Genomic DNA, 13,836 nt, shown 5'->3' on the forward strand with positions numbered 1-13,836 from the left:
TATAAAAATAATCTTAGGAGTGAGCTTATGAAGAAAAAATTATTATATATAAATGTGAATTCAAAACCAGAAGATTTATCTTCAAGTAAAACTGTAGCAAGAAAGTTTATCAATAAATTTATAGAAAAAAATAAGGATTTTGAAGTTGAAGAAATAGATCTTTATAAAGAGCATATACCAAGACTAGAATATCAATACTTCGAAAAGAGAAATAGTATAGTCAGCGAAGAAGCCGCTAAGCAATTAGATGATAAGGATAGAAAAGAACTTGCAAAAATTAGAAGCCTTTGTGATCAATTTGTGAGTGCAAGTGTATATGTAATAGCAGCACCTATGTGGAGTTTATCTTTTCCAGCACCACTTAAAGAATATATAGATTGTATAATTCAAGATGGAAAAACTATATCTTTTGAAGGTGATGATAAACCACAAGGAATACTGAATGATATTGATAGAAGTATGGTATATATACAATCTTCAGGTGGACATATACCATGGGTACTAAAACCAGTTATGAATAAAGGGGTAAATTATGTGGAAAGTATCATGAAATTTATAGGAATCAAAAAATTTGATGAATTATTAGTAGATGGAACTGGAACTAGTGAAGAAGAAAGACAAAGTGCAATAGAAAAAGCATCTGAAAAAATAGAAGGCATAGTAGATTCTATGAAGTTTTAGTTATAATATTTTATTTTATTGAAAATATAAAGGAAAAACCTCTCTTAATGTAGAAACCTATATTGAAGGAGGCGAAAATCATGCGAGAAGAAAAAAGTAATGAGAAGTATGATTGTTATTGGTGTAATCAAGAAAATAATTTCCATGTAGAGATAAAAGACAATGTAGTGATGATAGATGATGGCACTGGTATACTTAAACAAGCCGTTTTCATAGGGTATAAACAAATTCAAGTTAATTTGAATTGTTCACATTGTCAAAACTTAAATAGAATAAAATTAAATTTGTAAACTTTAGATATGGAGATTCTTGAAAGAGTTAAAAATAGAAAGTATTAATATTTAGACTGAAAATTATATTGTATACAATAATGATTAATTTAAGCTGTATTGTATTTTAATATTTATTTTCAGTCTTACTTTATTAAAATTATTTTTTGGGAGTATCTTGGAAAAAAGTATCTACTATTTTTTCTGAAATACTTTTTAATTGGTCAGCCATTGAAGTTAGGCTTAGTAAGGCTATCAATAAATCACCTTTATTTTCTGGATTAATACTGATATTTTCAAAATTAGACTCTATAAAGTTTGGCATATTATTTCTTTGCCTTTCTTTTATTGATATAAACTTTTCATAACATGCCACTAAATCTTCTCCGCTGAAATCATCTTTTTCGTATACACCATTTAAGATTCTTTTAATCTCTTGTATTGTAAGTGTATTTTTCATAGAATAAATGATTATCATTTGTAAGATTTGTTCTTTGGTATATTTTTTTCCCTTAATTGGTTTGATTAATCCTTCTTTACTATAATTATTTATCATTGTTTTAGTGAGAATTTTATCATCCTCAAATCTTTTATTGGCAGAAAGTTTACTGTCAATTAGAGAAATAATCTGATCCATATATAGGTCAATAGATGGAATATCATTTGAAGTTATATCTGTATTATTTAGCGTTTCCAGTATTATGGTATTTAATTCATTGTTCATCATATGTTACCTCCATAATATTTATAATACACTAATTTAGAAAATAAAACAATATTAATGGTTGCAAAAGATATATAAAGTGGTATAATTAAATTTATAATATAGTATTAAAAACTATATATAAAATGTAATTTTTAAAATACATAATTGTAGGAGGACGAAATGTATCAATTTTTTTTAAAGGGTAGAGACCCAATAAGTAGTTTAACTCATTTTATAGGGGCTTGTTTATCTCTTATAGCTACTATAATTTTAATTTTTCAATCTATATCTTTACAACAAACTTCTTTTTTGATGATAGTGTCTGTGTCTGTATTTGGATTATCATTAATTGCTCTTTATAGTGCAAGCTCATATTATCATTTTTTAAAAGGTACACCAGAACAAGAATTATTTTTCAGAAAAGTAGACCACGCAATGATTTATGTATTGATTGCTGGTTCATATACACCAATATGCTTATATTTTATGCAAAAAGAAGAGGGAATAATATTTACTACAGCAATATGGATAGTTGCATTTATTGGTATAGTAATAAAAATATTTTGGATGGATGCACCTAGATGGTTGTCTACAAGTCTATATTTACTTATGGGGTGGGCAATTGTCTTTGATATAAATGCATTTAATTCAATTCCTAAGGATTGTCTTAACTTATTAATAATAGAAGGTGTATCTTACTCTATAGGTGCAGTTATTTACATTATTAAGAAGCCAAACATAAGTCCTGAATTTGGATTTCATGAGATATTTCATATTTTTATTATGTTAGGTTCTTTATTCCACTTTTTAGCTGTTTTATTGTATGTTTTATAGTTTAAGAATCCAGTTAATTGATACTAAAATTTCTACAATGAAGAAAATAAAAAGAACTGTCTTATATAGAATCTATCTTCTACTATAAGACAGTTCCTTATTATAAATACAATTATATTTATAATAACCTGTTTATAAAAATAGCATATTCAAAATGTCTATTCCATAATTCCTTTAATGTATTTCTCATTTACGACATATAGTTTGAATTTATGTACTATAATTATATCCTCTAAATTCTCTGACACACTAACAATTCTAACACATTTATTTCTAATTTCTACAGGCAAATCTAAATCATTTGTTAAATTTACATAGTCATCATATTTATACATAAAATCATCCCTTTACATTAAGATATACTTATTATACTATATTTTAATAAGTTTTTTTAAATTATTACAATTTTTCCCGAAATTTCATTTTTTATACACAAAACTTCCAAATTAAGTAAAGATTAAATATCTAACTGTACAAATAAAAAATCATATAAAATATTTTATTTAAATTTTTAAATAACTATTGCCAATTTTTGAAAAGTATATTATTATTAATAGTAATAAAAAAACTGTAAATTTAGAATATTAATAAAAAATATTTGGGAGGAAATTATCATGGTGAGATTAAATGTAGAAAAATTAAATATAAAATTAAATCATCACCATCATCATAGATTAAAGGGATTGTAATATGAAATTGATTCATAGACACAAGCCCTGTTTTTAGTGTAATTGGTCTTGTATCTATGATGGGAAGTAATTTTAAAAGAAAATTATAGCCATATAGGTATAAAGCCTATATGGCTTTTTTATTGTTTTAAATTTGCAAATGTAAGAGTAATTTTAATGAAAAGGGTGAGAGTATGAAATTTTTAAGAATTGAAGATGAGGTTATTTATTCTAAAAAAAGATACAAATTAAAAAGAGAAATAGACAGGCTTTTCTTAGATGAAGAATATTTTCAAATAGAACCACAATTATTTGAAGAATATGATGAATTTACAAATATAAATAGTAAAATCCCAAAAGAATCTATGGTAAAGGTTGTAAATGGAAGAGTAATGGTGTTAAGAGCTGATATAACTACAAGTATAATAAAAAGCCTCATACCAAGATGGGAAGAGGGTTTAAAACTTAAACTTTTTTATAATTCATCTATATATAAAAATAAGAATACAGTTGGAATAAAAGAGATAAGACAGATAGGTTGTGAGTATTTAGGAGAATCTTCTGTAGAAGCAGATAGAGAAGTGGTAAAATTGGCCCTTAAGATACTTGAAAAGTACAACAATAATTTCATTTTGGAAGTTGGGAGTAGTAAATATATTAATGGATTATTAGAGGAATTAAAATTGAATAAGAATTGTGAAAATCAAATTAAAAACTTATTATATACCAAAAATAACCATGAATTAAAAGTATATATTGAAGATTTAAAAATTAAAAATGATGTAAAAGAATTATTATCAAATATCTTAAGTTTTCAAGGTAATCTATATAATGTTATTGAAAAGGCGCAAAAATTCTATTGTAATGATAAGATGAAACAAGCACTTGAAGAGTTAAAACAAATAAACGATTTAATTGAGGAATGTAATTTTTTAGATAAAGCTAGATTTGATTTATCAATGATTACAATGCTTGACTATTATGAAGGAGTTATGTTTAGAGGATACTATCCAGACTCATATAAAGAAATTCTAAGCGGTGGAAGATATGATTCTCTAACTAAAGAGTATGGAAAAGAAATTCCAGCTATTGGATTTACATTAAGTGTTGATGAGCTAATGAAGTATGTATATAAGTAAGATTGAAAAGGAGGTATTATTTTGGATTATTTAACTATAGCACTAGCAAAAGGAAGAATAGAAGGGGAATCATTTAAAAAATTTAAAAAAATGGGCTTGGGAGACAGTATAGATACTGATACAAGAAAGTTAATTTTTAAAGATGAAAAAAATAAAATCATATATATACATGTAAAACCATCAGATGTGGTTACCTATGTTGAAAAAGGAGTTGCTGACCTTGGTATAGCAGGGAAAGATACTATTTTAGAAAATGAAACAGATGTATATGAAATATATGATTTAGGTTTTGGAAAGTGTAAATTTGCAGTAGCAGGATTAAAGGGAGATAGCATATATAGAAAAGATGAGTATTTAAAAGTGGCAACAAAGTACCCAAATATAGCAAAAAAATACTTTAAAGAAAAAGGTCAAAAAATTGAAATAATAAAACTAAATGGTTCTGTTGAACTAGCTCCAATAGTAGGCTTATCAGATGTAATTGTTGATATAGTTGAGACAGGTAATACACTTAAAGCAAATGGACTTGAAATATTAGAAGATATATGCGATATAAGCGCTAGGATTATATCAAATAGAGCTAGTTATAGATTTAAGTATGAACAAATTCAAAATATAATTCGTTTGTTTAAGGAAATTGATAACTAAAATATAATTAAAATTGACAAGGAGAGGTTTAGATTGAGAGAAAAAGAAAGTATAAGAGAACTAAAGGGATACGAACCAAATCATGTAAATTGTAAGGTAAAGCTTGATGCAAATGAAGGAAATAAAAAGTTGTTCAAGTATCTTGTTAAAGAGCTTGGAGATAGTGATATAGATTTAAATTTATATCCTGAAGACTCTTATAGCGATTTAAAAGAGTCTATAATAAATTACATAGATATTTCTGGAGTAAGTAAGAAAAACCTTTTAGTAGGAAATGGTTCAAGTGAAATAATTGATTTGATAATACATACTTTTGTAGATAAAGATGAAACAATATTAAGTTTTTCTCCAAGTTTTAGCATGTACTCTATATACAGTCAGATAAATGGTTCAAAGTTTATAGGTGTTGAGAGTGATGAAAATTTAGTTATAAATATAGATGATGTAATTGAAACAGTAAAAGAAAATAATCCAAAGATAGTAATTGTTTGTAATCCTAATAATCCAACAGGGGCAATACTTAAAAGAGAAGACATAATAAAACTTTTAAACTCAACTAACAGTTTAGTAGTTTTAGATGAAGCATATATGGATTTTGGGGAAGAAAGCATGTTAGAGAATGTTTTTGAGTATGAAAACTTAATCGTTCTTAGAACTCTATCAAAGGCATTTGGATTAGCTGGGATAAGAACTGGATATATGCTATCTAATAGTAGTTTGATAAACTCTGTTGAGAAGGTAAGACCTCCATATAACTTAAATTCATTGTCCGATTTCATTGCTACAAGAGCATTGAAAAATAAAGAAGTAGTTAAGTCTTATATAGATGAAGTAAAAAAAGAAAGAGAAAAATTGTATAAAGAAATAATTGATATGGGTATCAAAGCGTATGAGTCACAAGCAAACTTTATATTATTTTACTCTGAGATAGAAAATTTATCACAAAAGCTGATTGATAGAGGAGTACTAATAAGAAAGTTTAGTGGAAAACTAGAAAATTATTATAGAGTTACAATTGGTGATAAAGAAGAAAATATTATGTTTGCAAATGCTATAAAAGATATTTTTCAAAAGGAGAATTAGGTATGAGAGTTTGGAAGATAGAAAGAAATACGCTTGAAACACAGATTTTAGTAGAACTAAACATTGATGGTACTGGAAAAGTTGAGGTAGATACTGGAATTGGATTTTTAGACCATATGCTTACTTTAATGGCGTTTCATGGTAAGTTTGATTTAAAGATTATTTGTAAAGGAGATATATATGTAGATGACCATCATAGTGTGGAGGACATAGGTATAGCTGTAGGAGAGGCATTTAAAAATGCTTTAGGGGATAAAAAAGGAATAAGAAGATATTCTACTATCTACATACCTATGGATGAATCTTTATCCATGGTGTCTATTGATATAAGCAACAGACCATATCTTGTATTTAATGCAAAGTTTGATACTCAAACGATTGGTAGTATGAGTACTCAATGTTTTAAAGAATTTTTTAGAGCTTTTGTAAATGAATCTAGAGTAACTTTACATATTAATCTTTTGTATGGAGAAAATGACCATCACAAAATAGAAAGTATTTTTAAAGCATTTGCAAGAGCATTGAAAGAAGGTAGCGAAGTAATTTCCAATGAAATAGCATCTTCAAAGGGGGTCTTATAAAATGAATATAATAGTAGATTATGGTCTAGGAAATATAGATTCTGTATCTAGAGGTTTTAAGAAGGCTGGAATAGAAACTAAAATTTCTAACAATTTAAATGAAATAAAGAAGGCAAATTCACTAATACTTCCAGGTGTTGGAGCTTTTAGAGATTCTATAAATGCTTTAAATAAGCTAGATTTAGTGCCAATAATAAAAGAACATGTGTCAAAGGGAAAGTTTTTAATAGGCATATGTTTAGGCATGCAATTACTTTATGAAAAAAGCTATGAATATGGAGAATATGAAGGGTTAGGTCTTATAGAAGGTAGCATTGATAAACTGGATATAAGTTTAAAAGTTCCACATATGGGATGGAATAATCTAAAATTTAATAAGAAAAATGATGATATTCTTAAATATATTAAAGAAGATGACTATGTATACTTTGTTCATTCATATTATGCAAATTCATCAAATGAAGAACTTGTTGCGTTTTCAGAGTATGAGAAGAAGATTCCAGCAATAGTTAGAAAAGATAATGTATATGGTATACAATTTCATCCAGAAAAAAGTGGAGAAGTAGGTTTAAATATATTAAGAGCATATGGGGAGATGATAAAATGATAATATTTCCAGCAATAGATATAAAGGATAACAAGTGTGTAAGATTAACTCAAGGTGATTTTGACAAAGTAAATGTATATTATGATAATCCATTAGAAGTAGCATATAAATGGAAAAATGAAGGTGCAGAATATATACATATAGTAGATTTAAATGGAGCTAGAAGTGAATTTGGTGTAAATACAAAAACAATTGAAAATATAGCAAACAATATAAAAATACCTATTCAAGTAGGTGGAGGGGTTAGAGATAAGGAGAAAGTTCAAAGTTTAATAAAAGCAGGTGTTACTAGAGTGATACTTGGGAGTATCGCAATTGAAAATATGGAGTTAGTTGAAGAGTTGGTTAATGAATATCAAGAAAAAATTGTTGTTTCAATTGATGCTAAAAATGGAAAGGTAGCGGTTAGAGGTTGGGAAGTTGTAAGCAATGTAGATTCTCTGACTTTATGTAAACAACTTGAAAAAATAGGAGTAAAGACGATTGTTTATACAGACATATCAAAAGATGGTATGCTTCAAGGTCCAAACTTTGATATATATGAAAAAATATCAAAAGAGACATCTTTAAATGTTATTGCTTCTGGGGGAGTGACTTCTATTGAAGATATTAAAAAACTTAAAGATATGAACTTATATGGAGCAATAATAGGTAAAGCACTTTATGATAAGAAGATAGACTTTAAGGAGGCTCAACAACTATGCTTACTAGAAGAATAATACCATGTTTAGATGTACGAAATGGAAGAGTTGTAAAAGGGAAAAAATTTACAGATATAGTGGATGTGGACAGTCCAGAAGTCCTTGGAAAATTTTATAGTGACTGTGGCGCAGATGAACTTGTATTTTATGATATAACTGCATCAAATGAAGAAAGAAAGACATCTTTGGAATTTGTATCTAAAGTTGCAGAAAATATAAATATTCCATTTTGTGTAGGTGGAGGAGTAAATAAATTAGAAGACTTTACTAATATTTTAAGAAAAGGTGCAGATAAAGTTTCTATAAATTCATCAGCAGTAAAAAATCCTGAATTAATAAGAGAAGCCTCACTAAAGTTTGGTGCACAATGTGTAGTTTTATCAATAGATGCAAAAAAAAATGAAGCGGGTTCATGGAGTGTATATGTAAAAGGCGGTAGAGAGAAAACAGATTTAGATGCAATTGAATGGGCAGTCAAAGGTGTTGAACTTGGAGCTGGAGAGATTGTTGTAAATAGTATGGATGAAGATGGAATGAAAAATGGATATGATATAGAGTTACTGTCAAAAATAACATCTTTAGTAAATGTACCTGTTATAGCATCTGGAGGGGCTGGGAAAATGGAAGATTTCTATGAAGCAGTCAAAGAATCTAATGTAGATGGAATCTTAGCAGCATCTGTTTTTCATTTTGGAGAGATAAAAATAAAGGATTTGAAAAAGTATTTAAAAGAAATGGGTGTAGAAGTAAGATTATAAATTAAATATCTATAAGGAGATTGGAAAAATGAATGATAAATGTAATAATGTATGCAGTGAAAAATTTGAAGAATTTATAAAAAATGTAAAATTTGATGATAAAGGATTAGTTCCTGCTGTTGTTCAGGATATAATAAGTAAAGATGTATTGATGTTAGCATATATGAATGAGGAGTCTATAAAGAAAACTTTAAAAGACAAAATAGCTTGTTACTTTAGCAGAAGTAGACAAGAATTATGGGTTAAAGGTGAGACATCTGGAAATATTCAAAAAGTGGTCAAGATTTCTTATGATTGTGATGTAGATACAATATTACTTTTAGTTGAACAAACAGGTGTAGCTTGCCATACAGGTAATTACTCTTGTTTCTATAGAGATTTATTTGATGATACTGATAAAATTGACTTTGAAGTACAAAAAAATACATTAAAAGAATTATATGATTTAATAAATGAAAGAAAAAACAATCCTATTGAGGGGTCTTATACTAACTATCTATTTGACAAAGGTTTAGATAAAATTCTTAAAAAAGTTGGAGAAGAAAGCAGTGAAGTAATTATAGCCTCAAAAAATGAAGATAAAAGTGAACTTATTTATGAGATTAGTGATTTAGTATATCATACATTGGTTTTAATGATAGAAAAAGGTGTTGAAATTGATGAAATAAAAAAAGAATTAATTAAAAGAAGAAAATAGAATAAAAATAGATTGATAGAAAATAAGAAAGTATACCGTTTTTTAAAAAAAACGGTATACTTTCTTATTTTCTATTTTATATTGTAGAAGAAAATCACAGGTTTTTTACTTAAGTTTATTATGTATACAATTTATCAATAAAACGATTATAATACATTATTTATTTTAGAAAAAATATAATTATATAATTAATATTTAAGAAAAATAATTTTAAATTAATTTTCATATTGAATAATATGGGCTGAAAAAGGATATGTTTTAAGATGAAATAGATATAAATTTTAATAAAAAGTAAACGTTTTCAAAACTAATATTTTATTTTTTACTAAAAAATAAAATATTAGTTTTGATTTATGGTTTAATTTGGGTTATAATAAATTGTTAAATTATTTATTACTATAAAACAAGCTATAAAATAAATAAAAGTGATACTATTTAGTCAAAAACATTAATAATAAAATACAAATTACAAAAATATAATAAAATGTTTTTGAAAACAGTGAAAATTTATTGCAAAAGGTTTAAATTAACTTTTACTTGTGGATAGAATCTATTCTAATAGATAAATAGATATTGAAATGTAAAACAATTTAACTGTTATGAAGAATGTATCATCATATTGGGATTTTTAATTTTTATAATTTTTTTAAAAAATTTTAATTTTACTTAAAAATTAAAATTTATAAAAGTTTAGCATATGTTATTTTATCTTAATAAATAATAAAAACTATTTTTCTATAATATTGGCATAGTAGATGCTTATATAACTATGAAATTAAAATTAAATAGGATGAAGTAGGAGGAAAAAAATGGGAAATAGTGAGCTAAAAAAGACTCTTGGTGTATCTGCAGCATTATCAACTGTTGTAGGTTCAGTAATAGGAGCAGGTGTATTTTTTAAACCGCAGGCAGTTTATACATTAACTGGAGGAGCTCCAGGACTCGGTATATTGGCATGGTTAATAGCAGGAATCATAACTATAACAGCTGGTCTTACAGCTGCAGAGGTATCAGTTGCAATACCAAAAACTGGTGGAATGATGGTATATATAAAAGAGATTTATGGAGATAAATTGGGATTTTTAACTGGATGGATGCAAATTGTATTATTTTATCCTGGGATGATGGCAGCATTAGGTGTCATATTTGGAGAGCAAGCATCAGCTTTAATTGGTAATTCATCATTATTACTTCCAATAGCAATTGGAATTATAGTGATAGTTGCAGGGCTGAATATGTTGGGTTCAAAAACTGGGGGAGCTATACAAACAATTTCTACAATATGTAAATTAATACCACTTATATTAATAATGATTGTTGGATTTATTAAAGGCGGTGGAGATAATCCAATACTTAGTCCTATGGTTGGTGAAGGATTAAGTCTAGGAAGTGTAATAGGTCAAGTTTTAATTGCTATATTATTTGCATTTGATGGATGGATGAATGTTGGTACTTTGGCTGGAGAAATGAAAAATCCAGGAAAAGACCTTCCAAAAGCTATAATAGGTGGATTATCAGTGGTTATGGCTGTTTACTTTGTAATAAACTTAGCATATCTTTGGGTATTACCAGCTAGTGAGCTAGCTAATTACGCTTCACCAGCATCAGCAGTTGCTGAGGTTATATTTGGTTCAATAGGTGGAAAAATAATATCTGTAGGTATATTAATTTCAGTATTTGGAGCATTAAATGGATTCTTATTAACTGGTTCAAGAGTGGCCTATACTTTAGCAACAGATAAAACTTTGCCTAAATATAAAGTATTTTCTAAATTAAATTCTGCTCAAGTTCCAGCAAATTCTATAGTATTAGTATCTGTTCTTGCAGCTATCTATGCTTTATCAGGTCAATTTAATTTATTAACTGATTTAGCAGTATTTGCTACTTGGATATTCTATGTATTGACATTTATAGGGGTAATGAAGCTTAGAAAAACTCACCCAGATATACCAAGAGAATACAAAGTACCACTATATCCAATTGTTCCAATAATAGCTATAGTGAGTGGTATATTTGTCGTAGTTAATCAATTATGCTTCGCGGGTATGAAAACTACTATGATATCTGTTGGAGGTCTTATAATAACAGCTATAGGCTTGCCAGTGTATGCTTATATGACTAAGAAAACAAAAAATGAGTCTAACTAGTTTATAAATACTTTATGATTATATAAAAAATAAAATCTCAATCTATAACATAGATAGATTGGGATTTTATTTTTTTATTTTTAGCTTTTATAATTACACCTCTAAAAAATCACCTGTCTTAAAATACTCTATTTTGTCTCCAAGTAATTTTTTCATGTAATCAAATGCAACTAATCCTGTACAATGGAATGTATATATTTTCTGAAAACCAATTGTGTTAAGTTCCTTTATGACATCATCTATGTATTCTGTAGAACAGTTAAGTCCACCTTGTTTTGATAAATTATCCATATGAAATCCTCCAATAATAAACTTAATTGATTTATCTGGAAAGTATTTTTTAACAGTATGAGCGATATTTACAATTCCACTATGACTACAACTACTTATTATTGATACATAGTCTCCATCAACATATACTAAGAATAATTCGTGTTTAAAATCATCTTCAATAAACATATTGTCTTTAAATTTTAACAGATTTTTATCTCTACAAAAAAAATCTTTATTATTGTTTTTATCAGAGAAGATATAAAGATTTTCACTAAGTTTGTAAAAATCATCTATCCAAATGAAGTTTTTATTAAAATCTTCAAATAAGCCCTTTCTATTTCCTATATAGTAGTTTTCTTGCTGATTTTCGTTATGGTAGAAATATTCATATAATTTAGCTTGAGATTTTATATAAACATTAATATCTTTATTAATTTCAAAAAATTTATCTATACCGCCAATATGGTCGGAATGATTATGAGATATTACAAGTGCATTTAAATTTAATAAATCAACATTTAAATTTTTAGCATTTTCTATAAAATTTCCACTTTTTCCTGTATCTAATATATAGCTTTTATCATTAATTTCTAAAAATAAAGATAAACCATGTTCAGATTTTAAGTTTTTGGAGCCAGAAATATTTTCAATTAAAGAAATTACCTTCATAAACAATACCTCCCAATAATATTTTTAGAATTTTTATACAACTAATACTTACATTGTAACAAATTATTATGTTGTAATGTAAAAAGTTTCCTATAAAGTATAACACTTTGTAGACAAGTTTATAAATTTTTATTTAATAACAAAAACAAATGTATATGAATATATAACATATTAAGGTCAAAACAAGAAATAATATTGTTTTCTTAATATATTTCTTATTTTAAATTTCTATTTTATAGAAAAAAAATTATAAATTTTAAAAATTAGAAACGACATTTTAACTAGTATTAATTGTAAAAAACACTATATAATACTCAATTTTCAACATTCTATACAATTATACAGAAATTATACAGCATAATAATCAGCAAAATAACAAATTTTAAAAATTAAGTAAAACTTTTTGTCGAAGTTCAACGTCTATATATATGTAGTGTAGATTCTGATTCTAAAATACTACAAAAATATAAATGTAAAAATATAGTAATATTGGAGGTCGAACGATGAGAAATAAAAAGAAAAAAATAAATAGAAAGAGATTGTATTTGCTTTTAAGTGCTATAGTAGTCTGTTTAGCATTTATAATAATTGGCATACGAGTTAGTTATATGAACATGAAAGAAGATGAAATTAGTAGAAATGCTAAACTATCAAGTTCTACTATTACAGATATAATATCTAATACATCAGCAGAAGTTAGTAAAGGGCCTAGTAAAAGTTCTGGAAAAGTAGCATACATAACTATAGATGATGGTCCATCTAAATTTACTGACCAAATGATAAAAACTTTAAATAAGTATAATGTTAAAGCAACTTTTTTTATGATAGATGGAAATATGAAGGAATATCCACAGCAAGTTAAAAATATAATTAAAAATGGGAACACAGCAGGTTTTCATAGTGTATCTCATGATATTCATAAACTTTATGTTACTAGTACATCAGCAAAAGATGAATTTGATACGAATGATCAGACTCTTTATAGTATAACTGGTAAACATTCAAAAGTAATAAGAATTCCTTATGGAAGTAAACCATATACTCCACAAGCTTCATATCAAGCCTTAGTTGATGCAGGGTATAAAATTTGGGATTGGGATTTAGATACTGAAGACTGGAAATCTAATTCTGCACAAATTGTACAGAATGTAAAAGCTCATATTAAGAATAGAAAAGGTGAAGATAAGGATCAACTTGTAGTTTTAATGCATGAGAAAAAACAAAGTGCAGAAGCTTTAGATTCAATTTTAAAATTTTTATCAGATGAAGGCTATGAATTTGCAGCAGTAGAGCAAAATCAGATACCAAAAAATTATTGGTTACGTAATTTGGAATAGTAAAAATAAAAAATGTTGATTAAGAGTTTTAAAAATTG

At 26.6% G+C, this 13,836-nt stretch carries 16 protein-coding genes; 13 read left to right on the forward strand and 3 right to left on the reverse strand.

The genetic code is table 11. From position 1 onward, the window contains the following. Positions 1–27: 27 nt before the first annotated feature. Positions 28–681 (forward strand): FMN-dependent NADH-azoreductase, encoded by a 654-nt coding sequence (locus IC214_RS16685; protein WP_227432929.1) that lies wholly within the window; start codon positions 28–30, stop codon positions 679–681. Between the two features lie 80 nt (positions 682–761). Beyond that, positions 762–971 carry a hypothetical protein gene (locus tag IC214_RS16690; RefSeq protein WP_227432931.1) on the forward strand — a complete coding sequence of 70 codons (210 nt, stop codon included), beginning with the start codon at positions 762–764 and terminating at the stop codon, positions 969–971. A gap of 139 nt (positions 972–1,110) precedes the next feature. Here IC214_RS16690 and IC214_RS16695 read toward each other — a convergent pair whose 3' ends face one another. After that, a complete protein-coding gene (locus IC214_RS16695; protein ID WP_413926671.1) occupies positions 1,111–1,677 on the reverse strand; it encodes a DUF1836 domain-containing protein in 567 nt (188 codons plus the stop codon). 159 nt (positions 1,678–1,836) lie between these two features. On the opposite strand from IC214_RS16695, the gene trhA reads away from it, so the two are divergent. Then, positions 1,837–2,490: a PAQR family membrane homeostasis protein TrhA gene (trhA, locus tag IC214_RS16700; RefSeq protein ID WP_227432934.1), complete on the forward strand. Its 654-nt coding sequence runs from the start codon at positions 1,837–1,839 to the stop codon at positions 2,488–2,490. Positions 2,491–2,648: 158 nt separating this feature from the next. Here the strand turns inward: trhA and IC214_RS16705 are convergent, their stop codons facing one another. Continuing rightward, the gene (locus IC214_RS16705) at positions 2,649–2,825 is read right to left on the reverse strand and encodes a hypothetical protein (protein WP_003420092.1); all 177 of its coding nucleotides are present in this window, start codon (positions 2,823–2,825) and stop codon (positions 2,649–2,651) included. Positions 2,826–3,352: 527 nt separating this feature from the next. Here IC214_RS16705 and IC214_RS16710 point away from each other — a divergent pair. The 9 genes from IC214_RS16710 to IC214_RS16750 all read left to right on the forward strand — a co-directional run bounded on the left by IC214_RS16710 (position 3,353) and on the right by IC214_RS16750 (position 11,519). Beyond that, entirely contained in the window at positions 3,353–4,297 is a 945-nt protein-coding gene (locus IC214_RS16710) for an ATP phosphoribosyltransferase regulatory subunit (protein WP_227432936.1), read from the forward strand. Positions 4,298–4,318: 21 nt separating this feature from the next. Next, a complete protein-coding gene (gene hisG, locus IC214_RS16715) occupies positions 4,319–4,945 on the forward strand; it encodes an ATP phosphoribosyltransferase (protein ID WP_227432938.1) in 627 nt (208 codons plus the stop codon). Positions 4,946–4,978: 33 nt separating this feature from the next. Then, positions 4,979–6,028: a histidinol-phosphate transaminase gene (gene hisC, locus IC214_RS16720; RefSeq protein WP_227432939.1), complete on the forward strand. Its 1,050-nt coding sequence runs from the start codon at positions 4,979–4,981 to the stop codon at positions 6,026–6,028. A gap of 2 nt (positions 6,029–6,030) precedes the next feature. Beyond that, positions 6,031–6,609, forward strand: a complete 579-nt coding sequence (gene hisB / locus IC214_RS16725) for an imidazoleglycerol-phosphate dehydratase HisB (protein WP_227432940.1) — start codon at positions 6,031–6,033, stop codon at positions 6,607–6,609. Between the two features lies 1 nt (position 6,610). Beyond that, positions 6,611–7,216, forward strand: coding sequence for an imidazole glycerol phosphate synthase subunit HisH (gene hisH, locus IC214_RS16730; RefSeq protein ID WP_227482353.1), 606 nt, complete (start codon positions 6,611–6,613; stop codon positions 7,214–7,216). Beyond that, the gene (gene hisA, locus IC214_RS16735) at positions 7,213–7,935 is read left to right on the forward strand and encodes a 1-(5-phosphoribosyl)-5-[(5-phosphoribosylamino)methylideneamino]imidazole-4-carboxamide isomerase (RefSeq protein WP_227823748.1); all 723 of its coding nucleotides are present in this window, start codon (positions 7,213–7,215) and stop codon (positions 7,933–7,935) included. Before hisH ends, hisA begins: the two co-directional genes overlap by 4 nt. Next, entirely contained in the window at positions 7,917–8,675 is a 759-nt protein-coding gene (gene hisF / locus IC214_RS16740) for an imidazole glycerol phosphate synthase subunit HisF (protein ID WP_227834579.1), read from the forward strand. Before hisA ends, hisF begins: the two co-directional genes overlap by 19 nt. A gap of 28 nt (positions 8,676–8,703) precedes the next feature. Continuing rightward, a complete protein-coding gene (hisIE, locus tag IC214_RS16745; RefSeq protein ID WP_227860859.1) occupies positions 8,704–9,372 on the forward strand; it encodes a bifunctional phosphoribosyl-AMP cyclohydrolase/phosphoribosyl-ATP diphosphatase HisIE in 669 nt (222 codons plus the stop codon). 809 nt (positions 9,373–10,181) lie between these two features. Continuing rightward, a complete protein-coding gene (locus IC214_RS16750) occupies positions 10,182–11,519 on the forward strand; it encodes an APC family permease (RefSeq protein WP_227432948.1) in 1,338 nt (445 codons plus the stop codon). Between the two features lie 93 nt (positions 11,520–11,612). Here IC214_RS16750 and IC214_RS16755 read toward each other — a convergent pair whose 3' ends face one another. Continuing rightward, positions 11,613–12,461: an MBL fold metallo-hydrolase gene (locus IC214_RS16755; RefSeq protein ID WP_227855111.1), complete on the reverse strand. Its 849-nt coding sequence runs from the start codon at positions 12,459–12,461 to the stop codon at positions 11,613–11,615. Between the two features lie 503 nt (positions 12,462–12,964). Here IC214_RS16755 and IC214_RS16760 point away from each other — a divergent pair. Next, positions 12,965–13,798, forward strand: a complete 834-nt coding sequence (locus tag IC214_RS16760) for a polysaccharide deacetylase family protein (RefSeq protein ID WP_227432951.1) — start codon at positions 12,965–12,967, stop codon at positions 13,796–13,798. Positions 13,799–13,836 lie beyond the last annotated feature (38 nt).

This window comes from Clostridioides sp. ES-S-0190-01, assembly GCF_020658275.1.
GTDB lineage: Bacteria > Bacillota > Clostridia > Peptostreptococcales > Peptostreptococcaceae > Clostridioides.

What these genes read in the sequence shown, in the direction of transcription:
- IC214_RS16685 (WP_227432929.1), top strand. Translation starts at nt 28, where the DNA reads ATGAAGAAAAAATTATTATATATAAATGTGAATTCAAAACCAGAAGAT.
- IC214_RS16690 (WP_227432931.1), top strand. Translation starts at nt 762, where the DNA reads ATGCGAGAAGAAAAAAGTAATGAGAAGTATGATTGTTATTGGTGTAAT.
- IC214_RS16695 (WP_413926671.1), bottom strand. Translation starts at nt 1,677, where the DNA reads ATGATGAACAATGAATTAAATACCATAATACTGGAAACGCTAAATAAT.
- trhA (WP_227432934.1), top strand. Translation starts at nt 1,837, where the DNA reads ATGTATCAATTTTTTTTAAAGGGTAGAGACCCAATAAGTAGTTTAACT.
- IC214_RS16705 (WP_003420092.1), bottom strand. Translation starts at nt 2,825, where the DNA reads ATGTATAAATATGATGACTATGTAAATTTAACAAATGATTTAGATTTG.
- IC214_RS16710 (WP_227432936.1), top strand. Translation starts at nt 3,353, where the DNA reads ATGAAATTTTTAAGAATTGAAGATGAGGTTATTTATTCTAAAAAAAGA.
- hisB (WP_227432940.1), top strand. Translation starts at nt 6,031, where the DNA reads ATGAGAGTTTGGAAGATAGAAAGAAATACGCTTGAAACACAGATTTTA.
- hisH (WP_227482353.1), top strand. Translation starts at nt 6,611, where the DNA reads ATGAATATAATAGTAGATTATGGTCTAGGAAATATAGATTCTGTATCT.
- hisA (WP_227823748.1), top strand. Translation starts at nt 7,213, where the DNA reads ATGATAATATTTCCAGCAATAGATATAAAGGATAACAAGTGTGTAAGA.
- hisF (WP_227834579.1), top strand. Translation starts at nt 7,917, where the DNA reads ATGCTTACTAGAAGAATAATACCATGTTTAGATGTACGAAATGGAAGA.
- hisIE (WP_227860859.1), top strand. Translation starts at nt 8,704, where the DNA reads ATGAATGATAAATGTAATAATGTATGCAGTGAAAAATTTGAAGAATTT.
- IC214_RS16750 (WP_227432948.1), top strand. Translation starts at nt 10,182, where the DNA reads ATGGGAAATAGTGAGCTAAAAAAGACTCTTGGTGTATCTGCAGCATTA.
- IC214_RS16755 (WP_227855111.1), bottom strand. Translation starts at nt 12,461, where the DNA reads ATGAAGGTAATTTCTTTAATTGAAAATATTTCTGGCTCCAAAAACTTA.
- IC214_RS16760 (WP_227432951.1), top strand. Translation starts at nt 12,965, where the DNA reads ATGAGAAATAAAAAGAAAAAAATAAATAGAAAGAGATTGTATTTGCTT.